Source organism: Bradyrhizobium sp. LMG 9283, assembly GCF_045571415.1.
Lineage (GTDB): Bacteria > Pseudomonadota > Alphaproteobacteria > Rhizobiales > Xanthobacteraceae > Bradyrhizobium.
Window position 1 is genome coordinate 5203526 of sequence record NZ_CP120691.1, and the last position, 22057, is coordinate 5225582.

Sequence of the window (22057 nt, forward strand, 5' to 3'; positions counted from 1 at the left end):
GTCATCGCGAGCGCAGCGAAGCAATCCAGGCTGCCTCCGCGGAAAGACTCTGGATTGCTTCGTCGCTACGCTCCTCGCAATGACGGGCTGGGCTACAGCCTTACTTCATCAGCGGGATCGAGAACTCCGCACCTTCCTTGACGCCGGACGGCCAGCGCGAGGTCACCGTCTTGGTCTTGGTGTAGAAGCGGACCGAGTCCGGGCCGTGCTGGTTGAGATCGCCGAAGCCCGACTTCTTCCAGCCGCCGAAGGTGTAATAGGCGATCGGCACCGGGATCGGCACGTTGATGCCGACCATGCCGACGTTCACCTTGGCCGCGAAGTCGCGCGCGGCATCGCCGTCGCGGGTGAAGATGGCAACGCCGTTGCCGTAATCATGGTCCGACGGCAGCGCCAGCGCTTCCTTGTAGTCATGTGCGCGCACGACCGAGAGCACCGGGCCAAAGATCTCTTCCTTGTAGATCCGCATGTCCTTGGTGACATTGTCGAACAGCGAACCGCCGAGATAGAAGCCGTTCTCATAGCCCTGCATCTTGAATCCGCGGCCGTCGACGGCGAGCGTCGCGCCTTCCTTGATGCCGATGTCGATGTAGCTCTTGACCTTCTCGACCGCCTCGCGCGTCACCAGCGGACCGTAATCGGCCGACGGGTCGATCGAGGTGCCGATCTTGAGGCTCTCGACGCGCGGGATCAGCTTTTCCATGAGACGGTCGGCGGTGGACTTGCCGACCGGGACCGCGACGGAGACGGCCATGCAGCGCTCGCCGGCGGAGCCGTAGCCCGCACCGATCAGCGCGTCGACGGCCTGGTCCATGTCGGCGTCGGGCATGACGATGGCGTGGTTCTTGGCGCCGCCGAAACACTGGCAGCGCTTACCCGTTTGCGCGGCGCGCTCATAGATGTACTGCGCAATCGGCGTCGAGCCGACGAAGCCGACGGCCTTGATGTCGGGGTCGTCGAGGATGGCGTCGACAGCTTCCTTGTCGCCGTTGACGACGTTGAGGATGCCGGCCGGCAGGCCCGCCTCGATCATCAGCTCGGCGAGCTTCATCGGCACGCCGGGGTCGCGCTCGGACGGCTTGAGGATGAAGGCGTTGCCACAGGCGATCGCGGGCGCGAACTTCCACATCGGGATCATCGCCGGGAAATTGAACGGCGTGATGCCGGCGACGACACCGAGCGGCTGGCGCATCGAATAGATGTCGATGCCGGGACCGGCGCCTTCGGTGTACTCGCCCTTCATCAGATGCGGGATGCCGCAGGCGAACTCGACGACCTCGAGGCCGCGCTGGATGTCGCCCTTGGCGTCGGGCACGGTCTTGCCGTGCTCACGCGCTAGCAGCTCGGCGAGCTTGTCGTAGTCGCGCTGGATCAGCTCCAGGAACTTCATCATGACGCGGGCGCGGCGCTGCGGGTTGGTCGCGGCCCATTCGGGCTGTGCTGCGCGGGCGTTCTCGACAGCCGCGCGGACCTCGGCCTTGGATGCCAGCGCCACCTTGGCCTGGACGTCGCCGGTCATCGGCTCGAAGACGTCGGCGGTGCGGCCCGAGGTACCCTTGACCTCCTTGCCACCGATGAAATGTCCGATTGAACGCATGGAATGATCTCCTTCAGGCCGAGCGTGTGGTCGCTTTGACAAATCCTATTGACCTGCATTTTATAGGATTCAAGTCTGAGATAATGCACCATAGATGTGCGAAAATGCTGGATCAAGGCGCTATCGACTGGGACGACTTTCGCTTCGTGCTGGCCATCGTGCGGGGCGGCTCGGTGTCGGCTGCGGCAAAACAGCTCGGGGTCGATCATGCCACGGTGATCCGCCGCGTCGACCGGCTGGAGAAGCACCTCTCGGCCAAGCTGTTTGATCGGCGCAAGACCGGCTATCTGCTCACCGAGGCCGGCCAGCGTGTCGCCGACAGCGCGGAAGCCATGGAATCGACCATCGTCGCCAACCAGGAGCAGGTCGGCGGTTCGGTGGCACGGCTGACCGGCACGGTGCGGATCGGCGCGCCCGATGGGTTCGGCACCGCCTTCCTGGCGCCGCGGCTGGCGCCGTTCGCGGACCGGTATCCCGATCTCGATCTGCAACTTGTGGCCACCGCGCGGCTGTTCAGTCTCTCCAAGCGCGAGGCCGATATCGCCATCAGCCTGACCATGCCGAAGGAAGGCCGCATCGTCGGCCGCAAGCTGCTCGACTACCGCCTCGGGCTCTATGCCGCCCCCGCCTATCTCGACCGCTTCCCTGAGATCACCTCCCGGCAGGATTTGGTGCAGCACCGCTTCGTCGGCTACATCGAGGAGCTCTTGTTCACGCCGGAGCTCGACTATCTGCCGCAGGTGTCGCCGCGGATCTCCGCGCGCTTTCGCAGCGCCAATCTGATCGCCCAGCTCAACGCCACCCTCTCCGGCTTCGGCATCGCCGTGCTGCCGCATTTCATGGCGAGCGATTATCCGCGGCTCAAGGCCGTGCTGCCGGAGGAGATCTCGATCACACGCACGTTCTGGATGCTGATGCACGCCGACAGCAAGGACCTCGCGCGCATCCGGGCCGTGGCGGATTACATCTCGGAGATCGTCGAGCGCGAGCGGACGCTGTTTGCGGGAAGGTGAACGCCGCTGCCGCAGGGCTGGCAAAGCAACGAGACGCGGCGCGGCTCGTGGCGTGCCCACCATGTCGGCCGCGGTCGTGGAGAGATGGTGGGCACGGCGCAAGAGCGCCTTTGCCCACCCTACCGCATCCCGCCTTAATTCTGCTTCGCCTTCTTCGCGGCCGTCGCCTTCGGCTCGCGCTTCGCGCCATCGAGCGCGCTGTCCCGGCCCGCCTTCAGCACCTCGTCGGACAGTTCGCTGGAGCCGGCGATGCGCGCCAGCAGCACGGTGCCGGCCATCGTGGCCAGCGTCGCGATGGCCTGCTTACGGGCGGCCTTGCGCGGCATGTTTGGGATGTAGTCGGTCATCATCTCGATCATCTCGTCGAGCTTGCCGGCAAAGGCCTTGCGCGTCTTTGGGCTCTCGCGGGCAATCTCGGCGCCGAGCGAGGGGATCGAGCAACCATGGCCGGGATTGTCGCGGTGCAGCGTCGAGAGATAGCTCTCCGCGATCAGCGCCAGCCGCTTTTCAGGAGCGGCCTCGCCGGCGAGCTTGCGCCAGTGCTCCATCGAGCGGTCCATGGCATAGCCAAAGGCCTCGATCACCAGCGCCTCGCGGGAATCGAAATGCGCGTAGAAGCCGCCATGGGTCAGGCCCGCCTCCTTCATGAGGTCGGCGACGCCGATGCCGTGGGCGCCCTTCTCGCGCAGTCTCACGGAGGCCTTCTTCACGATCCGATCGTGGGTTTCCTGCTTGTGTTCCCGGGAATAGCGCATGCGGATCTCATTGAATGTCGGAGATCATCTCATAACACGAAGGTCACCCGAACGGTGCATTAATTCATGTTTAGTTGTTGCCGATCATGGAGAAGGTTGCAGTTGCATGCACCGCAAGGGCTCCCTTACCGTCGCGGACGAAGCCTTCAGTGTAGCTGGTCTGGCGCCCCAGCTTGATGATCTTGCCTTCGGCCGAGATCAGCCCGGATCGAACCGACAGCGGGCGCAAGTAGGTCAGCTTCAGATCGAGGGTCACCGAGCTTTGCCCGGCCTCGAGCCGGGTCGAGATTGCACATCCCATGGCCGTATCGAGCAGCGCCGCTGCGGTCGCGCCGTGGAGAAGACCGATGGTGTTTTCGAGATCCTCGCGCGGCTCCAGTTCCATGACGATCCGGCCCGGCTCGACCACGGCCATGGTGAACCCGATCAGTTTTGCGAATGGTGGCGGCGGCAGACGACCGTCGCGAATGCCAAGCATGGCGTCCATACCCGACAGCCCAATGGCCACTCTCGCAACCGGCGCAGGCACCTGCCAATCCACCACGCGCTCACGCCGCTGCGCCGGTGAAAACAGGTCGAGTTGATCGATGTCGGCCATGGCCACCCCTTTGTATGATGCTAATCATACTATGCCACGGATTTCGCGTTAGCAACTCCGCCCCTCCCTCCCGCTTGACAAACCGGTCGTTTCGGCTCGGAAGTGATCCCGACCAGGGTACCTTGCGCGTCCACGAAAGCCTTTCGAGAACCCACGATGGAAATGCTCAACCAACATTGCGGCGTGACGCGCGATAGGCGCGGCGTCGTTCATGTCGCAATCTGCAATGCCGGCCCGCTCAACATTCTCGGTTCGCCGGTGATCGACGCCGTGCGCGAAGGCCTCCAGCAGCTCAGTTGCGACCGCAGCATCCGCGTCGTGGTGCTGCGCGGCGAGAGCGAGAAGAGCATGATCGGGGGCGCGGACATCAAGGAGATGGCGAAGCTCGACCAGAGATCGGCCGAGGCCTTCATCAGTCGCCTGCGCGATCTCTGCGAGGCCGTCCGCCAGTTCCCTGCCCCGGTCATCGCGCGTATGCCCGGCTGGTGCCTCGGCGGCGGGCTCGAAGTTGCGGCGGCCTGCGATTTCCGGATCGCCGCGTATGATGCCCATTTCGGCATGCCTGAGGTGCGCGTCGGCATCCCCTCGGTAATCCACGCGGCGCTCTTGCCCCGCCTGATCGGCTGGGCCCGCGCGCGGTGGCTGGTGATGACGGCGGAGAACATCGATGCTCCGACCGCGCTTGCGTGGGGCCTGGTCGACAAGGTCGCCGCCCCCGGCGAGCTGGATGCCGAGGTCGAGCATGTCGTGACGGCGCTGCTCGCCTGCGGCCCCGAGGCGCTGCGCTCGCAGAAGGCGCTGCTGCGGCAGTGGGAAGAACTGCCGCTGACGGAGTCGGTGAATCTGAGCGTCAAGGTGTTCGGCGAGTCGTTCCTGACGGACGAGCCGACGCGGCTGATGCAGGCATTTGTGAACAGGAAGCGGTGAGCGCTGCGCTCGCCGCAGTCGTCTCTGATTAGCAAGCCGCCGCCACTCCAAAGCTGTCATGCCCCGGCTTGCCGTCTTCGCTCGGGTGATGACAGTCCCCTGAGCAGGCTCACTGCTCCACCCGAACGACCAAATCTCATCCGAACCACGACATTTTCTCATCCTTCGCGCGGTTGCATTTTTTGCGCCGCATCATATGATGACCATAATCTTACACCGTCATCGCAGGGAGTTGTACCATGGCCGAAGCCGCCGATCCCGTCGTCATCGTCTCCGCCGCCCGCACCCCGCTCGGCCGCTTCATGGGCGAATTGTCGCCGCTTCCCGCGCACAAGCTCGGATCGCATGTGATCGGGGCGGCGCTGGAGCGTGCCAAGCTCGCGCCCGAGAAGGTTGACGAGGTCTTCATGGGCTGCGTGCTGCCGGCGGGACAAGGCCAGGCACCGGCGCGGCAGGCGGCGCGTGGCGCCGGCCTGCCCGACGCCACCGGCGCGACCACGGTCAACAAGGTCTGCGGCTCCGGCATGAAGGCGACCATGCTGGCGCACGACATCATTCGCGCCGGCTCGGCCGACATCGTCGTCTCCGGCGGCATGGAGAGCATGAGCAACGCGCCTTATCTCCTCGCCAAGGCCCGCGGCGGTTATCGCGCCGGCCATGACCGCATCATCGACCACATGATGATGGACGGTCTCGAGGACGCCTACGAGACCGGCCGCTCCATGGGCGACTTCGGCGAGGCCACTGCGGAAGCCTACCAGTTCACCCGCAAGGACCAGGACGCCTATGCGATGGAGACGCTCAGCCGCGCCCGTAAGGCGGTCGAGAGCGGTGCGTTCAAGGCCGAGATCGCGCCGATCACGCTCACGGAGAAGGCAGGTCCCCGCGTCATCGCCAATGACGAGCATCCGCTGAAGGTTGACCCCGCAAAAATCCCCGGATTGAAGCCGGCGTTCCGCGCCAACGGCACCATCACGCCGGCCGCCTCCTCCGCCAATGCCGACGGCGCCGCCGCGCTGGTGCTGACCAAGCGCTCGCTCGCCCATCGCAACGGCCTGCCCGCGATCGCCGAAATCAAGGGACACGCCACCCACAGCCAGGAACCGCAATGGTTTACCACCGCCCCGATTCCGGCGATCCGCAAGCTGCTGGACAAGGTCGGCTGGAGCGCCGGTGATGTCGACCTGTTCGAGATCAACGAAGCTTTCGCCGTGGTGGCGATGGCGGCTCAGCGCGATCTCGGCATCCCCCGCGAGAAGCTGAATATCAACGGCGGCGCCTGCGCGCTCGGCCATCCCATCGGCGCGACCGGCGCGCGGCTGATCGTGACGCTGCTGCACGCGCTCGAAGCGCAGAACCTCAAGCGCGGCATCGCCGCGCTCTGTATCGGCGGTGGTGAAGCGACGGCGATCGCGGTGGAGCGGCTTGCGCACTAGGACCAACGTCCGAAATTGAGGGAAGTCTGTCATTTCAGACTTCCCTCCATTATGCCAGATTGGAACGATGACGCGGATCCGGCATGGACCGCCAATAACAACGAGGCCCAATGATCTCGAACTGGCTCGCGGCAGCACTGTCCCGCCGCAACATCCACTACGGTTGGGTGATGGTCGGCGTGACTTTCCTCGCCGCGCTGATCAGCGCCGGCACGGTCGGCGCGCCCGGCGTGTTCATCGTTCCCCTGCAGAAGGAGTTCGGATGGAGCACGGCAGAGATTTCCTCCGCGCTGTCGATCCGCTTCATCCTGTTCGGGCTGATGGCGCCGTTCGCGGCCGCCCTGCTCAACCGTTATGGCCTGCGCAATGTCACGCTGGCCGCTCAGCTGATCGTGGTCTCGGCACTCGTGCTCTCGCTCGGCATGACCGAGGTCTGGCAGCTCATCGCCCTGTGGGGCGTGGTGATCGGGATCGGCACCGGCATGACCGCGCTGGTGCTCGGCGCGACCATTGCCACGCGCTGGTTTGCAGCAAGGCGCGGTCTCGTCGTCGGCATCATGACCGCGAGCGTCGCCACCGGCCAGCTCGTGTTCCTGCCGCTGCTGGCAAGCCTGACCGAACGGTTCGGCTGGCGGCTGGCGCTCGGCTTCGTCTGCGTCATGCTCGGCGTGTCCGCGCTCGCAGTGCTGCTCGCGATGCGCGACCGGCCGAGCGACGTCGGTCTGCGCCCGTTCGGTGACGAAGGCACCGAGCCCCTGCCCGCTCCGCCCGCGAGCCACGGCTCTATCACGGCGGTTGCGCTCGGCACGCTGCGCGACGCCTCGAAGTCGACGGCGTTCTGGATCCTGTTTGCAACCTTCTTCGTCTGCGGCGCCTCGACCAACGGCTTGGTGCAGGTGCACCTGATTCCGATGTGCCTCGATTTCGGCATCCCGCAGGTGCAGGCGGCGAGCCTGCTGGCGGCAATGGGCATCTTCGACTTCTTCGGCACGATCATGTCGGGCTGGCTGTCGGACCGCTACGACAACCGCTGGCTCCTGTTCTGGTATTACGGCCTGCGCGGACTCTCGCTGGTCTTCCTGCCGTTCAGCGATTTCTCGTTCTACGGCCTCTCCGTCTTCGCGATGTTTTATGGTCTCGACTGGATCGCCACCGTACCGCCGACGGTGCGCCTCACCGCGCAAAAGTTCGGGCCCGAACGCGCCAATCTGGTGTTCGGCTGGATCTTCGCCGGCCATCAGCTCGGTGCCGGTACGGCGGCGTTCGGCGCCGGTTTCTCGCGGACGGTCTACCAGAGCTACCTGCCCGCCTTCTTCATCGCCGGCGCGCTCTGCGTGTTCGCGGCCCTGATCGTGCTGGCGCTGTCACGGCAGCCGAAACTGCAGCCGGCGGCGGCTTAAGCCCAACACTCCAGCAGGACCCGGCGCTCGTCGAAGGACGCTGCGTCGGGGCCTGGGCGCAGACTTGCCCATGCAACATGATCCATTTCCGCAGGCACACCTTCGCATTCTCGCGACTGATTTCGCCCGAGCCTTGCTCTCTTCGTTGCCCCTCTTAAGAAAGGGCGCAGGGAAGGCCGGGCGCCGGCTGGCACCCGCGGTCCCGTGTGCGAACAAGACGCGCACGGGTTGGACAACAGGTGAAGCCGAGCGTCCGGCCTTCCCTGCGCGGATGGTTTTACGGCGTATGTCGCGCTCTCCCCGGGGAGCGATGCACTATTGCCCCCGTCGCCTTGCGGATGGCTGATGCACTGACCCGGTCGAGCCGCTGCAATCACCGCAACACTTGACGCACAGACCCCGGGCGTCAGGACCACACGATTTTGCCGTCCGCGCACATCCCCGCCCCTGTCTGCGATAGCTGGCGTGCGCTCACCATCGCGGCCGAACGAGGAAGCTGTCAGCGCCGTGTCGTACCGCGCGCACCGCTACTCACGGGGCTTCCCGCCCTGCAGCCTGCCTCGCGCGACGACGCCGTCGCGGCCACCGCCTCCCGGCCCGCGTCTCGTGACGATCGCGAAACGCCCCTCGTGGCGGGCGGGATGGGCACAATATGCTCCATATCCGAAATTCGGTAAATAAGACTATTTTGCAGCAAGGGATTGACAGGGGTGTTTTGCCCGACGGGCAGTCATTTGGACCAGCCGCAACAGCAAGCAAAACCGCCTCCCCCGGCGTCGAGCCACATCGTGTTGGCGCTCGATGCCGCGATCGCGACGGCAGCCTAGTCTCTTGCCGCATGATCCCTCGGCATGTAGCCATCGCGCGTCTGCGGCAGCTTCCAGCCAAGGACCTTGCTTGCAACCAGCGTGCGCAGCACTTGGGCCGTGCCGCCGCCGATGGTGAACATGCGGACGTCCCGCGCCATGCGTTCGAGAGGAAAATCGCGCGAATAGCCGCGCGCGCCAAAGACCTGCAGGGCATCGTTGACGATCTTGATCGCAGCTTCCGAGGCGAAGATCTTTGCTTGGGCGGCAAGCGTGGGATCGGGGAACGCGCTGCCGCCCGGCCCACGCGACGCTGCCGCCGCGTACAGCATCAGGCGCGATGCAGTCAGCTGCGTTTGCATGTCGGCGAGCATCCATTGCAGCCCTTGAAACTCACCGATCGGCCGGCCGAACTGCTCCCGCGTCTTCGCCCATTCCACGGCGTGCTCCAGCGCGCCGGCGGCAATGCCCATGGCCACCGTGCCGGCGCCGACACGCTGACTATTGTAGGCATTGATGAGGTCGGCGAAGCCGCGTTTGAAGCCCGATGGAGGCAGCAGGACCATGTCCGGCGTGATCTCGAGGTCCTCGAATACGAGCTCGCCCTCGGGCATGCCGCAGAGCCCCATCGTCGTCTCACGTTTGCTGACGCGGAGTCCTTGCGCCTCGCCGCGTACGGCCAGGAAGCCGCCGACACCAAGCTCCTCCCCGCTCTCGTCGAACACGCGCGCAAAGATCAGGTGGAGGCGGGAGACCCCAGCGCCCGTGATCCAATGCTTCTTGCCGTTGAGGACGTAGCGGTTGCCACGCTTGTCGGCCCGGGTCGTCATTCCGCTCGCATCGCTGCCTGCCTCAGGCTCCGTGATGCAGATGGCCGGCTTGTCGCCTCCCAGGACGAGAGCGGCAGCGCGCTTGCGCTGCGCATCGGTCCCATACGCCATGACGGTCGAGATCGCGCCCATATTGGCCTCGACCACGATGCGGGCGGAGACGGTGCAGGACCGGGCAATTTCCTCGATCACCAACACCGTATCCAGGAAGCTCCGACCTTGGCCGCCATATTCGGGCGGGATGGTCATCCCCATGAAGCCTTCCGCCTTCAGTGCCTCGACGAGATCCCATGGGTATTCGCGCGATTGGTCGATCTCGGCGGCGCGTTTGCGTATCAGCCCATTCGAGAGTCCCGCAGCCCTTTCCTTCAAGGCCAGTTGCTGGGGTGAGAGTTCCATGGCCATTCTCCCTTGTGTACGCAGAGGAGTGCTTGAAGCGGTCAGTCAACTTTCAGCCGCGTCCCATGTTGTAGAACTCCGGGTTCGGACGCATGCTCGTGACATTGGCAAGCCGGTTGGACAGGCCGAAAAAGGCCGAGATTGCGGCAATGTCCCAGATGTCCTCTTCCGTGAAGCCATGCGATTTCAGGGTGACGAAATCGGTTTCAGATACCTTGTAGGCCTCGGTCGAGACCCGAACGGCGAAGTCGAGCATGGCCTTCTGCCGATCGGTGATATCAGCCTTGCGATAGTTGACTGCGACCTGGTCGGCGATCAGCGGATCCTTCGCGCGGATGCGCAGGATCGCTCCATGTGCGACGACGCAATACTGGCACTGATTGAGATTGCTGGTGACCACCACGATCATCTCACGCTCTGCTTTCGTGAGGTTGCCGGTTTTGTCCATGAGCGCGTCGTGATAGGCAAAGAACGCGCGAAATTCGTCCGGCCGGTGCGCGAGCACGAGAAAAACGTTCGGGATGAAGCCGGACTTCTCCTGGACCGCCATGATGCGGGACCTGATGTCGTCTGGCATATCCGCCAGATCAGGGACAGGAAAGCGACTGACTGCAAGTGCCTGGGTCATTGGGTTTCCATTTCCTTCGCCTCGATCAACGCAAAAAATCCTTTCGCGAACACGTCGAGCGCATCGGGACGTTTTTCCAGCTTCGCCCGCAGCACCGCCCCCTCCCAGCCGATCCAGAAGAAATGGGCGAGACTATCGCAATCGATGCCTTCGGGTATGTCGCCCGTCTCCTGCGCCGCGCGGAGACAGCGTGAGGTCCGTGCCTCCCAATCCCTGAAGACCGCAGCAAGGCGTTTTCGGAACGGCTCCGGCAGAGCACCCATCTCCTGTCCGAGATTGCCGACGAGACAGCCACGTCGATAGCCATAGCGAGCCATGCCTGACCGGGCGTCTGTGATGAAACCGCGGAGGCGATCCAATGGAGCACGCTCCGCAGCGTCGAACCATCGATCCAGCTTGCGCGCGAAATAGGCGGCATAGGCGTCGATCAGCGCGAGACCAAAAGCGTCCTTGCTGTCGAAGTAATGATAGAACGACCCCTTCGGCACCTCCGCAGAGTGCAAGATCTCGTCAATGCCTACGGCGCTGAACCCCTTCTCGGTCAAGATCGCAACGCCTGTGCGCAACAGACGCGCGCGCGGCGCATTCGGCTGCGACTGGTCCTTGGGAGGACGGCCACGTCGACGCGGCTCTGAAACCGAGGATGCCTTGCTCATGAATATTTACTAGACCGAACGTCTCTAAAAATCAACCATGCTCCTAAAGCTCGACTCCCAGGCGGATCGCGTTGGTTGCCGGTCGCCAGGCTCGAGACATCTTGCCGTTAGACTCCCCGCGACAAACGTGAACAATACCAGCGCACGTCACGTGCGCAGTGCACACCAAGATGCGTCAGGGGAAACGAAATGCCGGCTGCCTTCCTATCCTCCGATCCCATCATCCCGACCGCTCCTTTGACCGCCGAGAAGCGCGATGCGTTGCGAGCGATCGTCGGCGAGAAGGGTTTTATCGAGGACGAACACGGCATGCAGCCGTTCGTGATGGACTGGCGGGGATTGCTGGTCGGCGGTGCCGGCGCCGTCGTTCGTCCGGGGAGCACCGAGGAAGTATCGAAGGTGGTCCGGCTCTGCCATGAGCACGGCATCGCGATCGTGCCGCAGGGTGGCAACACCGGCCTGATGGGCGCGGCGACGCCCTGGCCTTCACACACCGGCATCGTGTTGTCGCTCGGCCGCATGAACCGCGTGCTCGATGTCGATCCCGTCGGCTATTCGATGACGGTCGAGGCTGGCTGCGTGCTGCAGACGCTTCAGGAAACAGCAAGCCAACACGACAGGTTCCTGCCGCTCAGTCTCGGCGCCCAGGGCTCGTGCATGATCGGCGGCAACCTCTCGACCAACGCCGGCGGCGTGCAAGTGCTGCGCTATGGCAATGCCCGCAACCTCGTGCTGGGGCTCGAGATCGTCCTGCCGAGCGGCGAGGTCTGGGACGGATTGCGCGCGCTCAAGAAGGACAACACGGGCTACGACCTCAAGCATCTGTTCATGGGCGCCGAAGGCACGCTGGGCATCATCACCAAGGCCGTGCTCAAGCTATGGCCCGCACCGAAGGACGTGTGCACCGCATGGCTGGCGATCGGCGATCCACACACGGCGCTGGAGATCCTGTCCGAAGCCCATACTGCCTCCGAAGACAATGTCGGCTCATGCGAGCTGATGAGCCGCAGCGCGATCGACATGGTGCTGCGCCATATTCCCGGTACCCAGGATCCGCTCAAGGCGGAAACGCCATGGTATCTCCTGCTCGAATGGTCGTCGGCGCGCCCACGCCGGGACGGGGCCGAGGGCATGGCCGAGAAGCTGGAGCAGTTTCTCGCCGATCAGCTCGAGGCGGGTCGTGTACTTGATGCCGCGATCGCTCAGACGGTCGGTCAGTCGCGCAACATGTGGCGGATCCGGGAGGGTGTCGCCGAGGCCTCGCGGGCCGAAGGACCTGGGCTGAGCTACGACGTGTCGGTGGCGATCTCCCGGATACCGGAGTTCATCGACAAAGGCACCAAGGCCGTGCTCGACATTCTCCCGAGCATCAGGCCCTACCCGCTCGGACATATCGGCGACGGCAATCTGCATTTCTCATTCATGGGGCCGGTGGGCATGGATCAGCAGACGCTGGCTCAATACAAGGGCGCCATCACGCGGGCCGTCAACGATCTCATCACCTCGATGGGCGGCTCGATCTCGGCGGAGCACGGCATCGGCATCGACAAGCTCGACGAGCTCAGCCACTACCGCTCGAAAACCGAGCTCGACATCATGCGCACCATCAAGCGCGCGCTCGATCCGCAGAACATCATGAATCCCGGCAAGGTGCTGCGGCTCTGATCGAAGCTGCATGGATGGGTCGCAAAGATGTTGCGCCCCATCCATCGTCTTATCGAGAGCTGGGTCAGCTGTCCTCAAGCAACCGAACCGCCACGCGGATTGACGATCGTATAACCTCGCAATGAACGCGCATGGATTCGCGTCGCGTGCCCGCCCGAGTTGGCGTCATAGGCCATCCAGACGTCGCCTCCGAGGTGCTGCTCCAGGACGAAAACGTGTCCTCGTCGCGCAGCAACCATTCCTGGTGCGGGTGATGTCCGCGGAAAGCGCAGCCAGTTGGACGCAAGATTCAATTCCGGTACGATACGGCCGAACACGCGCAGGGCCGCGCCGCAGCCGCAGAAAGACGAAGGGCAGCCGGCCGGACGGCCACCGACGATGCGAGCGCCGGAGACACCTGAGACGGCCGCCGGCGCGGCGGTGCCCCCAGCATCAGTCATTGTCAGTTGCGTCGAGCGGTAGGCTTGCAGTGAGGACCTGGAAATCAGTGAAGATCGGGACGCCAGTGAGGACCTGGAAGTCCGCTCGCGTTGCATCTGCGAATACGAGAAGTCGCAGGGCATGGTGACATTGCATTCAGGAGCTTGATGAATGCGATAAGGCCGCGCTTCCGAAGCGACAGAACCTAAGACAACGAACAGGCACGCAGAAAATACTCGCTTGAACATTGCAGGACTCCAAATGAGAGACCCTGCCCCGGGCAACGAGAAACCAATAACAGTTTGGCTGAAATGGGCCTAAAGAGCGGCTGAAAATGGCTGCAATTGCGCGCCACAACCTGCAAGGCGCATAAACTACACGTAGCGACCGAGATGACGAACTCGCAATACACGAATGCGCGCTCAGCGCGTCAAGCTTGCGGCGTGCAATCACGTCCGGTTCGCGCGAATTAAGCATCCCGGATCAGCGCTCTTCTTGCCTGCACTGCCCGGATGGCCGGAAGCGGCGGCCACTCACTGCATCATCGCGGCCGCGATCTTCTCCGCCGACATCAGGACCGGGAAGTTGGTGTTGGCGCATGGCACCACCGGGAAAATCGAGGCGTCGACGACGCGCAGGCCCTGCACGCCCTTGACGCGGCCTTGATTGTCGACCACCGCCATCGGATCGTCGGCGCGGCCCATGCGGCACGAGCACGAGGCGTGCCACACGCCGATCGTCGCCTTGCGCACGAAGGCTTCCAGCGCCTCATCGTCGTTCATCACCTGGTCGAAGGTGAAGCCTTCCACCACGAAATTGTCGATCATGTAATGGCGCAGCGCCGCCGGACCGTCCATCAAGGCCGCGGCGATCGTGGTGAGAATCCTGTTCTTGGTGTTGACCACGCCGATCTTGCGGACGCGATCGGTATAGGCGGCCGGGAACGGCTTGTCCGTCACCTTCCTGACGACCTCGCTCATCTGTATCGCCGCCATCTTGCGGAAGCCGCTCATCAGGCGATCGAGGTCGCGCCGATCAGACAGCAGGTTGAACTCGACGATCGGCTCTGCCAAGGGATCGCGCGAGGCAAGCTTGACCTGTCCGGTCTCGGAATAGGTCTTGTTGACGAAGGTCAGGAGCGAGCCGATCTGCGCGCCGACGGCGTGCCAGGCCGATTTGCTGATGACGACGACGAACATGTCGCCCTTTGGCACATCAGGCAGCCCTGAGGAATAACGCAGGCCGAGCTGCATGTGGCGCCTGGTGTGCTCGTTCATGCGTGCGCCGCGTCGGACAAAGGACGACAGCGAGATCGAGGGATGATCCATCAGGCGCTGGCCGACGCCCGGCGAGCCCATCAGCACGGGAATCCCTAAGTCCTTGAGGTGACCGACCGGGCCGATGCCGGCGCGGAGCAGATGCGCCGGCGAATGGATCGCGCCGCTGGAGAGAATGATCTCGCGTCCGCGGAATTCCTGCTCGCGCCCGTCAACCATCGCCTTCACGCCGACGCAGCGCGTGCCTTCGAACAACAGCTCTCGCACTTGCGTGTTGGTGGAGATCGTGAGGTTCGTACGCGCGCGGGTGTCGCGATCCAGATAGCCCATGGCGGCGGAGACCCGCTGCTCGGCCTGGTTGGAATGCGTCACCGGGAAAAAGCCATCGACGAACTCGCCGTTCTGGTCCGGCAGGAATCGGTGACCGGCCTGCTGGAAGGCTTGCGCGAACGCCTCCGAATGCCGCGTCCAGTGCTCCCGCGGGATGCGTCGGACCGGGATCCGGCCGTCCTTGCCGTGATACGGCCCGTCGAAATCGAGGTCGCGCTCCACCTTCTTGAAGAAGGGCAGCACGTCGTTCCAGCTCCAGCCCTCGGCGCCCCGCGCCTCCCATTCGTCGTAATCGGTCGGCGCGCCGCGATTGGCCATCTGGCCGTTGATCGACGAGCCGCCGCCCAGCACGCGCGCCTGTTCGTATTTGCGTAGCGGCGGACGCGATTCGTTCGGATTGTTGTGGCTGACGACCTGCGTCGTGACCTTGAGCTCGGTCCAGTGGAAGCGCGGATCGAAATAGGCCGTGCCGGGATAGCTGTCCCTGATCTCGGCCGGCTCGTTGCCCGGTGGTGTGTCCTGCCCGGCCTCGCACAGCAGGACCTGGTTGGCGCTTCTAGCGGAGAGCCGGTGGGCCAGCACGGACCCCGCCGAGCCGCCGCCCACGATGATGAAGTCGTACACGATTGGCGCTTCCTCTTGTTCTTGTTGGGAGAGCTTAGCGCGTTATTGTTTTGTCGTGGAAGGGCTTTGGATTTGTCGGCGCCATCTTCTCTCGTGTCCCGGACGCGCTGCAACGCTTTAGGCGTTGCGGCGCCGAGGCGGGACACAGGAGGCTGCGCTCGCTGTGGCATGGGCACGGCTCTGCAGCGCAACGCCGCCGGACGATGCTTCGCATCTTCGGCAGCGCTGCGTCCGGGGCACGAGCGTGATGGCTCGGCACAGGGATGCTACGGCCTGATCGAAAAATTCTCCGGCGGCCCTGCTTTTCGCAATGGCTCAGCGAGGCGTGCGAACTCGCACAACAGCGACCGCGTCTTTCTGGGATCGATGATCTCCTCGACCCAGAATTTTTCGGCCGAGCGGAATGGCGAGCGGAGCTTGTTGAGACGCTCTTCGATCTCCCTCAGCTTCGCCGCCTTGTCTTCCGCCGCGTCGATGTCGGCGCGGTAGGCGGCTTCGATGCCGCCTTCGAGCGGGAGCGAGCCCCAATAGGCCGACGGCCAGGCGTAGCGGATCGAGAAGCGGTCGGCGGGCTGATGCACCACGCCGGCGACCCCAAAGGCGTTGCGCAGGATCACGGTGCACCAGGGTACGGTGGTCTGGTTGACCGCCGCCATGGCGCGGACGCCGTGGCGGATGGTGGCCGCCTTCTCGGCATCGAGGCCGATCATGAAGCCGGGACAGTCCATGAGATAGACGATGGGCAGATGGAAGGTCTCGGCGAAATCGACCCAGCGCACCACCTTCTGGCAGGCATCCGCGGTCCAGGAGCCGCCATAGTGAAAACTGTCGCTGGCGAGCAGCAGCACCGCCCTGCCCTCGAGCCGCGCCAAGCCGACGATGATGGGCTTGCCGAAATTCTTCCCGACTTCGAAGAACGAGCCCTTGTCGACGACGGACTCGATGATGGGGCGCATCTTGTAGACCTGCTTGCGGTTGCGCGGCACCGCATTCAGCAGCGCCTCGTCGCCGCGCTCGGGATTGTCGGTGCAGGGCAAGGTCGGCGGCAGCTCGTAGACCGACGACGGCAGGTAAGAGAGGAAACGGCGCGCGCAGGCAAAAGCCTCCTCTTCGGTGTCGACGGCATGATCGACCGCGCCGGCGCGGGTCTGGATCTCGGCGCCGCCGAGCTCCTCTTTGGTAAGATCCTGTCCCAGCGCCTTCACCACTGGCGGCCCCGCAACGAACATCGCGGACTTCCGCGTCATGATGGAATAGTGGCTGGCGGCAAGACGCGCGGCGCCTAAGCCCGCCACCGAGCCGAGGCCGAGCGCGACCACCGGCACGCGCGACAAATTTTCCGTCGTGAAGCGATACCAGCGCGTGCCGCCGATGCCCCCGGGCAGATTGGCCGCGCCCTTGGTCTCGATAGTCTTGACCGAGCCGCCGCCGCCGGAGCCCTCGATGATGCGGACGATGGGCAGACGGAAGTCATGCGCCATCTCCTCCGCCATCAGCGGCTTGGCCGAGATCGACGCATCAGCCGAGCCGCCGCGCACGGTGAAATCGTCGCCGACCACGACCACGGTGCGGCCGTCGACGCGCGCGCGGCCGAACACGCAGTTCGCAGGCGTCAGTTTCTTCAGATCGCCACTGGAATCGTACTCACCGATGCCGGAGACGGCACCGATCTCGTGGAAGCTGCCCTTGTCGATCAGCTTGTCGATACGCTCCCGAACAGTCAGCCGGCCCTGGTCATGCTGTCGCTTGACCTTGTCAACGCCGCCCATCTCCCGCGCGAAGGCTTCGCGCCGGGCGAGCTCGTCGAGTTCCGGCTTCCAGTTCATTCACTCCCTCCGAATTGATCGGCTTGTTATTGTTGTGCACGGCCATGGCGACCGGCTTACGCGAGATACGGTGGTTGAAGGCGTCACCTTCCGCGCCTTCCATCAGGCTGCCGAGCGAGCGGCCAAGCGCGAGCATCAGCGGAGCGACTTCGTCATGCAGACGCTGCTCGTCATACATCGCCGACAGAAGGCCGATCGTGATGACCACGAAGGTCTGGTATTGCGGCGACCAGATCGGAACCGCGAGGCCATTGATGTGCGGGCTCCAGAGGCCGCAGGCAACGACATAGCCGCGCTCGCGCAACGACTGCCGGTTGGCCTCGATGCGGGGCTTGAGAATCTTCGCAGCCTCTGGCGCTTCCCGCTCCATGTCTGCGACGAAGGCATCGCCGACTTCCGGCGCCAGGGCAGCGGTGTAGGCCGCACCTGCAGCGGTCGACGCCATCGAGATGCGGCTGCCGGTACCCTCGTGCAGGCCGAGCGCGCTCGCGGAGCGCGCGAACAGGAGATAGACGAGATGGAAGCGGTCGGGAACGACGAAGCCGACGGTGCCCGGCAGTTGCTCGGCCACTTCCTGGAGCCGCTGCCGGATCATGCTGCGCAGCTGCGCGCCCTTCATCATCGAGGCGCTCATCGCCACCGCGCTCGGGCCGATGCGATATTTCTGATCGCGCGGGAGATACACGAGCTGGCCCATGCGGGTCAGCGTGTGCGTGAGCCGCGACACCGTCGAGCGCGGCAAACCGCAGCGGTTTGAAATCTCGAGATTGCCGAGCCTGCTATCGTGGCCCTCGAAGCATCGCAACACATCGAACGCGCGCGACACCACCTGGATGACATCACCCTCGCCGGCATCGCCAGCGAGCACGCCTTGCCTACTCAACCGCTCCGATCGTCGTCCCATGTTCCCTACCGTTATGTTTCGCTCTGCGGAATTAAATTCCACTTGCAGACGACGCTACCTCAGGCATTTTGCGGCGACAACAAAAAGGCGATGGCATGCCAGAAATTAAGATCGTCACCGAGGTCGCGGGACGCATCTGCGCAACTCCCGTGCAAGTTGGAGGAACCGTCGCAGATGGCGATGACGTTGTGGTCGTCGAAGCGATGAAGATGGAGATCCCGGTGCTCTCGCCGGCGAACGGCACGATCACATCGCTTCTGGTGAAGCTCGACGACGTCGTTGCCGAGGGACAGGCGATCGCGATCGTCACGAGTTGAGCGCTTTATCCGGTCGTTTCCGCGACAATCTGTCAGCCGCATTCCCGCATGCATGGTACGGCGTTGCCATCGCGAACGCCCGGTGACATGATCTGTTCAAACAAAATTCTGTTTCAAACAAAGAAAGAAAATCTTCGCGGCGAACGCGGGGATCATTGGAGGGAAACATGCTTCGTGGGCTGCTCATGCTCGCGCCTGCCTTGGTGGCGGGCATTTCTTTTGCGTCTACACGCTATGCGGTCGCCGAGGACATCAAGCTGCCGGCGACATTGACGTTCACCGCCTATGACACCGGCACCGCCGGCTTCAACATCGCGGTCGGCGTCGGCAAGATGATGAAGGACAAGTACGGCACTGACGTGCGCGTGCTCCCCGCCGGCAACGACGTCGCCCGCCTCGCGCCGCTGCGCGCCAAGCGCGCGGCCTCCGCGGCGATGGGATCGGGCACCTACTTCGCGCAGGAAGGCGTGTTCGAGTTCGGCTCGAAGGAATGGGGCCCGCAGCCGCTGCAGATCCTGCTCTCGACCGTCGACTGCAATTGCGGCTCGCTCGCGGTGGCCGCCGACACCGGCGTGAAGGAGCTGAAGGACCTCAAGGGCAAGCGCGTCGGCTTCGTGGTCGGCTCGCCCGCGCTGAACCAGAATTCGCTCGCGGTGCTCGCCTTCGCAGGGCTGACGCAGAAGGACGTCAGGGTCGTCGAATTCGCAAGCTATGGGGCGATGTGGAAAGGGCTGATCAACAACGACGTCGATGCTGCCTTCGGCACCACCATCACCGGCCCCGCCAAGGAAGCCGAGACCTCGCCGCGCGGACTGATCTGGCCGCCGCTGCCCGCCAAGGACAAGGAAGGCTGGGCACGGATGCAGAAGGTCGGCTCGTTCTTCTTCCCGCAGCTTGCGACCTGCGGCGCCGGCATCTCGCCGGACAAGCCGGTCGAGCTCGGCAACTACCCCTACCCGATCTTCGTCGCCTATGCCTCGCAGCCGGCCGACCAGGTCTATGCGATCACCAAGGCGATGATCGTCAATTATGACGCCTACAAGGACTCCGCGCCCGGCGCCGGCGGTCTCGCCGCCGACCGCCAGACCAAGAACTGGGTGGTGCCGGTGCACCCCGGCGCCGTGAAGGCGCTGAAGGAAGCCGGCCAATGGAGCGATGCGCAGGAGGCGCACAACAATAAGCTGATCAAGCGTCAGGAGGTGCTCGCCACGGCGTGGACGGACTACGGCAAGTCCAATCCGCCGTCGGACGACAAGGCGTTCCTCGACGGCTGGATGAAAGCGCGCGCTGCAGCGCTGGCCAAGGCCGGCATGCCGAACGGGTTCGAGGAATAGAGCGAATGGGCTCATTCGTTGCCACGCGCGAGCTGCGCTTCCTCTCCCGCTTGCGGGAGAGGGCTGGGGAGAGGGTATCTCTGCGGCAGGAATCCCCCAGAGGAGAAAGCCCTCACCCGGCGCTGCGCGCCGACCTCTCGCGCAGGCGGGAGAGGTTGAAGAGCGCGCAGCCCTAGCGATTCAACCTACGGCCATTCGCTTCGTTAGTTACCAGCCCACGCGCGGGATCGATGATGTCTTCTACTTCCACTTCCACCGGCCCGAACGACGAGGCCAAGCGGATCGTGTTCGACGATCCGCACTGCGCCGCCGGCAACATGCAGGAGGCGGAGGTGACGCGCGTGCGCACACTTCGCGGCGCCTGGCGCTGGGCACTGGTGGCAGCGACCGCGGCGACGATCCTGCTCTGCATCAACCAGCAATTCTCGCTGCGCTTCTTCATCGGCTACACCCAGCTCAACACGGAGTATTTCTATCTCCTGATCGCGTTGATGCTGCCGTTCACCTTCCTGATCTTTCCGGGCACCGAGCGCGCGCCGCTGGACCGGATTCCCTGGTATGATCTCGTCCTCTTTGTCGCGACATTCGCGGCATCCCTCATGCTGATGTCGAACGTGCGCAAAGCGGCGGAGGCCGGCTGGGAATTCGGCGGCGCGCCCAACACCGTGATTGCCGCAGGCCTCGTGATGTGGGTGATGCTGATGGAGGCGCTGCGCCGGACCGGTGGCTGGAGCCTGCTGCTGAGCGTGCTCCCCTTCACCGTCTATCCGCTGTTTGCCGAATCCGGCTGGCTCGGGCCGTTCCGCGGCACGCAGTCGACGCTCGAGCAGGCGACCGCCTATCACGTGCTCTCGGGCGAGAGCCTGCTCGGCATTCCCATCCAGGCTTTCGCCGACACCGTGATCGGCTTCCTGGTGTTCGGCACCGCGCTGATGATGACCGGCGCCGGCAAATTCTTCATCAACCTCGCCTTTGCACTGTGCGGCACATTCCGCGGCGGCGCCGCCAAAGTCTGCATCTTCGCCAGCGGCCTGCTCGGCATGATGTCGGGCTCCATCATCTCCAACGTGCTCACCGCCGGCACCATGACCATCCCCGTGATGAAGAAGAGCGGCTTCCGCGCCTCCTATGCCGGCGCGATCGAGGCCTGCGCCTCCACGGGCGCAGTGTTGGCCCCGCCGGTGATGGGCGCCACCGCTTTCGTGATCGCGCAATTCCTCAACGTCAGCTACGCCGATGTCGCGCTCGCCGCGATCATTCCGGCCACGCTCTACTATGTCGGCCTGTTCATGCAGGTCGACGCCTATGCCGCCCGGCACAAGCTGAAGGGCATTCCGCGCGCCGAGCTGCCGCGGATCATGGATACGATTAAGGACGGCTGGTACTACGTCTTCGTCATCGCGCTGCTGATCGTGATGCTGCTCTACTTCAAGCGCGAGAGCCATGCGCCGTTCTATGCCAGCGCGCTGCTCTTGGTGCTCAACCAGTTCTTCTCCAAGGACACGCGCTGGACGTTGGCGACCATCGGTAAATTCCTGGAGGTCAACGGGCGCACCTTCGTGGAGCTCGTCGGCATTCTCGCCGGCTGCGGTCTCCTGATCGGCGCCTTCTCCATGACCGGTGTTGTGTCGAGCCTTGCCAACGACCTGCTGCACATCGCAGGCGACAATGCCTTCCTGCTGCTCGGCATGTGCGCCCTCACCAGCCTCATCCTCGGCCTCGGGCTGACGACGACGGCCTGCTACATCTTCCTCGCCATCCTGGTCGCGCCCGCCCTGGAGAAGCTCGGGCTCAACCGCATGGCGGTGCACATGTTCATCTTCTACTGGGGCATGCTGTCGTCGATCACGCCGCCGGTTGCGATCGCCTCCTTCGCAGCCGCAGGCATCGCGGGTTCGCCGGCGATGAAGACGGGCTGGGAATCGATGTGGGTCGGCAGCATCATCTATTTCCTGCCGTTCTTCTTCGTGCTCAATCCGGCGCTGGTGCTGCAGGGACCGAGCCCCTATCTCGCCGGCCTCGGCCTGATGGGCCTCGCCGCCTTCGGCACGCTGTTCATCTGCGGAGGTATCCAGGGCTACCAGCCCTTCGTGGGCGACCTGCGCGGCGCCGGCGCGCTGGAATGGCCCATCCGCGTGCTGCTGGTGATCGGCGGTTTCGTGGTCGCGACGCCGGGCGGCGGGATCATGCCGCTGTCTCAGTTGCAGATGACGTTGCTGGGCCTTGCCATCCTGCTGCCGACGATCTTGATCGCGCTTCTCCTGGTCCGACGCCAGCCTGTGACGCCGGACGGGTTGCGCGTGCCTTAATTGCGT

General features: G+C 64.3%; 18 protein-coding genes. 8 read left to right on the plus strand and 10 right to left on the minus strand.

What is annotated here, in order from left to right; genetic code table 11:
• Positions 1 to 100: 100 nt before the first annotated feature.
• Positions 101 to 1597, minus strand: a complete 1497-nt coding sequence (locus P6U29_RS24680) for a CoA-acylating methylmalonate-semialdehyde dehydrogenase (protein ID WP_407112707.1) — start codon at positions 1595 to 1597, stop codon at positions 101 to 103.
• Between the two features lie 104 nt (positions 1598 to 1701).
• Here P6U29_RS24680 and P6U29_RS24685 point away from each other — a divergent pair, with 104 nt between their 5' ends.
• Positions 1702 to 2610, plus strand: coding sequence for a LysR family transcriptional regulator (locus P6U29_RS24685; RefSeq protein ID WP_407112708.1), 909 nt, complete (start codon positions 1702 to 1704; stop codon positions 2608 to 2610).
• A gap of 134 nt (positions 2611 to 2744) precedes the next feature.
• On the opposite strand, the gene P6U29_RS24690 is transcribed toward P6U29_RS24685, so the two are convergent.
• Together P6U29_RS24690 and P6U29_RS24695 are read right to left on the minus strand one after the other, a co-directional pair.
• Positions 2745 to 3365, minus strand: coding sequence for a TetR/AcrR family transcriptional regulator (locus P6U29_RS24690; protein WP_407112709.1), 621 nt, complete (start codon positions 3363 to 3365; stop codon positions 2745 to 2747).
• Positions 3366 to 3435: 70 nt separating this feature from the next.
• Positions 3436 to 3963, minus strand: a complete 528-nt coding sequence (locus P6U29_RS24695) for a PaaI family thioesterase (RefSeq protein WP_407112710.1) — start codon at positions 3961 to 3963, stop codon at positions 3436 to 3438.
• Between the two features lie 156 nt (positions 3964 to 4119).
• Between P6U29_RS24695 and P6U29_RS24700 the strand changes: the two genes are divergently transcribed.
• The 3 genes from P6U29_RS24700 to P6U29_RS24710 all read left to right on the plus strand — a co-directional run bounded on the left by P6U29_RS24700 (position 4120) and on the right by P6U29_RS24710 (position 7726).
• Positions 4120 to 4890, plus strand: coding sequence for an enoyl-CoA hydratase (locus P6U29_RS24700; protein ID WP_407112711.1), 771 nt, complete (start codon positions 4120 to 4122; stop codon positions 4888 to 4890).
• 239 nt (positions 4891 to 5129) lie between these two features.
• Positions 5130 to 6326: an acetyl-CoA C-acyltransferase gene (locus P6U29_RS24705; RefSeq protein ID WP_407112712.1), complete on the plus strand. Its 1197-nt coding sequence runs from the start codon at positions 5130 to 5132 to the stop codon at positions 6324 to 6326.
• A 110-nt stretch (positions 6327 to 6436) separates the two neighbouring features.
• Positions 6437 to 7726, plus strand: coding sequence for an MFS transporter (locus P6U29_RS24710; protein ID WP_407112713.1), 1290 nt, complete (start codon positions 6437 to 6439; stop codon positions 7724 to 7726).
• A gap of 823 nt (positions 7727 to 8549) precedes the next feature.
• On the opposite strand, the gene acdA is transcribed toward P6U29_RS24710, so the two are convergent.
• From acdA to P6U29_RS24725, 3 genes are read right to left on the minus strand one after another with little or no spacing between them, the layout of a single operon-like run.
• Positions 8550 to 9761 (minus strand): 3-sulfinopropanoyl-CoA desulfinase, encoded by a 1212-nt coding sequence (gene acdA / locus P6U29_RS24715; protein WP_407112714.1) that lies wholly within the window; start codon positions 9759 to 9761, stop codon positions 8550 to 8552.
• Between the two features lie 52 nt (positions 9762 to 9813).
• Positions 9814 to 10389: a peroxidase-related enzyme gene (locus P6U29_RS24720; RefSeq protein WP_407112715.1), complete on the minus strand. Its 576-nt coding sequence runs from the start codon at positions 10387 to 10389 to the stop codon at positions 9814 to 9816.
• Complete coding sequence (locus tag P6U29_RS24725) at positions 10386 to 11045, minus strand: TetR/AcrR family transcriptional regulator (RefSeq protein WP_407112716.1); 660 nt, start codon at positions 11043 to 11045, stop codon at positions 10386 to 10388. The genes P6U29_RS24720 and P6U29_RS24725 overlap by 4 nt, the downstream gene beginning before the upstream one ends.
• Before the next feature lie 189 nt (positions 11046 to 11234).
• On the opposite strand from P6U29_RS24725, the gene P6U29_RS24730 reads away from it, so the two are divergent.
• Entirely contained in the window at positions 11235 to 12710 is a 1476-nt protein-coding gene (locus P6U29_RS24730) for an FAD-binding oxidoreductase (RefSeq protein ID WP_407112717.1), read from the plus strand.
• 74 nt (positions 12711 to 12784) lie between these two features.
• Here P6U29_RS24730 and P6U29_RS24735 read toward each other — a convergent pair whose 3' ends face one another.
• The 4 genes from P6U29_RS24735 to P6U29_RS24750 form a co-directional block, all read right to left on the minus strand.
• Positions 12785 to 13378 carry a hypothetical protein gene (locus P6U29_RS24735; RefSeq protein WP_407112718.1) on the minus strand — a complete coding sequence of 198 codons (594 nt, stop codon included), beginning with the start codon at positions 13376 to 13378 and terminating at the stop codon, positions 12785 to 12787.
• Between the two features lie 285 nt (positions 13379 to 13663).
• The gene (locus P6U29_RS24740) at positions 13664 to 15361 is read right to left on the minus strand and encodes a GMC family oxidoreductase (protein WP_407112719.1); all 1698 of its coding nucleotides are present in this window, start codon (positions 15359 to 15361) and stop codon (positions 13664 to 13666) included.
• 266 nt (positions 15362 to 15627) lie between these two features.
• Positions 15628 to 17187, minus strand: a complete 1560-nt coding sequence (locus P6U29_RS24745; RefSeq protein ID WP_407112720.1) for an acyl-CoA carboxylase subunit beta — start codon at positions 17185 to 17187, stop codon at positions 15628 to 15630.
• On the minus strand, positions 17117 to 18091 hold the full coding sequence (locus P6U29_RS24750; protein WP_407112721.1) for an IclR family transcriptional regulator: 975 nt from the start codon (positions 18089 to 18091) through the stop codon (positions 17117 to 17119). The genes P6U29_RS24745 and P6U29_RS24750 overlap by 71 nt, the downstream gene beginning before the upstream one ends.
• Before the next feature lie 95 nt (positions 18092 to 18186).
• Here P6U29_RS24750 and P6U29_RS24755 point away from each other — a divergent pair, with 95 nt between their 5' ends.
• From P6U29_RS24755 to P6U29_RS24765, 3 genes are all read left to right on the plus strand, one after another.
• Positions 18187 to 18408: a biotin/lipoyl-containing protein gene (locus P6U29_RS24755; RefSeq protein WP_122403728.1), complete on the plus strand. Its 222-nt coding sequence runs from the start codon at positions 18187 to 18189 to the stop codon at positions 18406 to 18408.
• Between the two features lie 167 nt (positions 18409 to 18575).
• Positions 18576 to 19742, plus strand: a complete 1167-nt coding sequence (locus tag P6U29_RS24760; protein ID WP_407112722.1) for a TAXI family TRAP transporter solute-binding subunit — start codon at positions 18576 to 18578, stop codon at positions 19740 to 19742.
• A gap of 233 nt (positions 19743 to 19975) precedes the next feature.
• Positions 19976 to 22051, plus strand: a complete 2076-nt coding sequence (locus P6U29_RS24765; protein ID WP_407112723.1) for a TRAP transporter permease — start codon at positions 19976 to 19978, stop codon at positions 22049 to 22051.
• Positions 22052 to 22057 lie beyond the last annotated feature (6 nt).

Coding starts and splice junctions, on each gene's coding strand:
- P6U29_RS24720 (WP_407112715.1), bottom strand. CDS start 10,389: ATGACCCAGGCACTTGCAGTCAGTCGCTTTCCTGTCCCTGATCTGGCG.
- acdA (WP_407112714.1), bottom strand. CDS start 9,761: ATGGAACTCTCACCCCAGCAACTGGCCTTGAAGGAAAGGGCTGCGGGA.
- P6U29_RS24730 (WP_407112717.1), top strand. CDS start 11,235: ATGCCGGCTGCCTTCCTATCCTCCGATCCCATCATCCCGACCGCTCCT.
- P6U29_RS24680 (WP_407112707.1), bottom strand. CDS start 1,597: ATGCGTTCAATCGGACATTTCATCGGTGGCAAGGAGGTCAAGGGTACC.
- P6U29_RS24725 (WP_407112716.1), bottom strand. CDS start 11,045: ATGAGCAAGGCATCCTCGGTTTCAGAGCCGCGTCGACGTGGCCGTCCT.
- P6U29_RS24745 (WP_407112720.1), bottom strand. CDS start 17,187: ATGAACTGGAAGCCGGAACTCGACGAGCTCGCCCGGCGCGAAGCCTTC.
- P6U29_RS24690 (WP_407112709.1), bottom strand. CDS start 3,365: ATGCGCTATTCCCGGGAACACAAGCAGGAAACCCACGATCGGATCGTG.
- P6U29_RS24765 (WP_407112723.1), top strand. CDS start 19,976: ATGTCTTCTACTTCCACTTCCACCGGCCCGAACGACGAGGCCAAGCGG.
- P6U29_RS24755 (WP_122403728.1), top strand. CDS start 18,187: ATGCCAGAAATTAAGATCGTCACCGAGGTCGCGGGACGCATCTGCGCA.
- P6U29_RS24760 (WP_407112722.1), top strand. CDS start 18,576: ATGCTTCGTGGGCTGCTCATGCTCGCGCCTGCCTTGGTGGCGGGCATT.
- P6U29_RS24735 (WP_407112718.1), bottom strand. CDS start 13,378: ATGTTCAAGCGAGTATTTTCTGCGTGCCTGTTCGTTGTCTTAGGTTCT.
- P6U29_RS24700 (WP_407112711.1), top strand. CDS start 4,120: ATGGAAATGCTCAACCAACATTGCGGCGTGACGCGCGATAGGCGCGGC.
- P6U29_RS24710 (WP_407112713.1), top strand. CDS start 6,437: ATGATCTCGAACTGGCTCGCGGCAGCACTGTCCCGCCGCAACATCCAC.
- P6U29_RS24705 (WP_407112712.1), top strand. CDS start 5,130: ATGGCCGAAGCCGCCGATCCCGTCGTCATCGTCTCCGCCGCCCGCACC.
- P6U29_RS24685 (WP_407112708.1), top strand. CDS start 1,702: ATGCTGGATCAAGGCGCTATCGACTGGGACGACTTTCGCTTCGTGCTG.
- P6U29_RS24695 (WP_407112710.1), bottom strand. CDS start 3,963: ATGGCCGACATCGATCAACTCGACCTGTTTTCACCGGCGCAGCGGCGT.
- P6U29_RS24750 (WP_407112721.1), bottom strand. CDS start 18,091: ATGGGACGACGATCGGAGCGGTTGAGTAGGCAAGGCGTGCTCGCTGGC.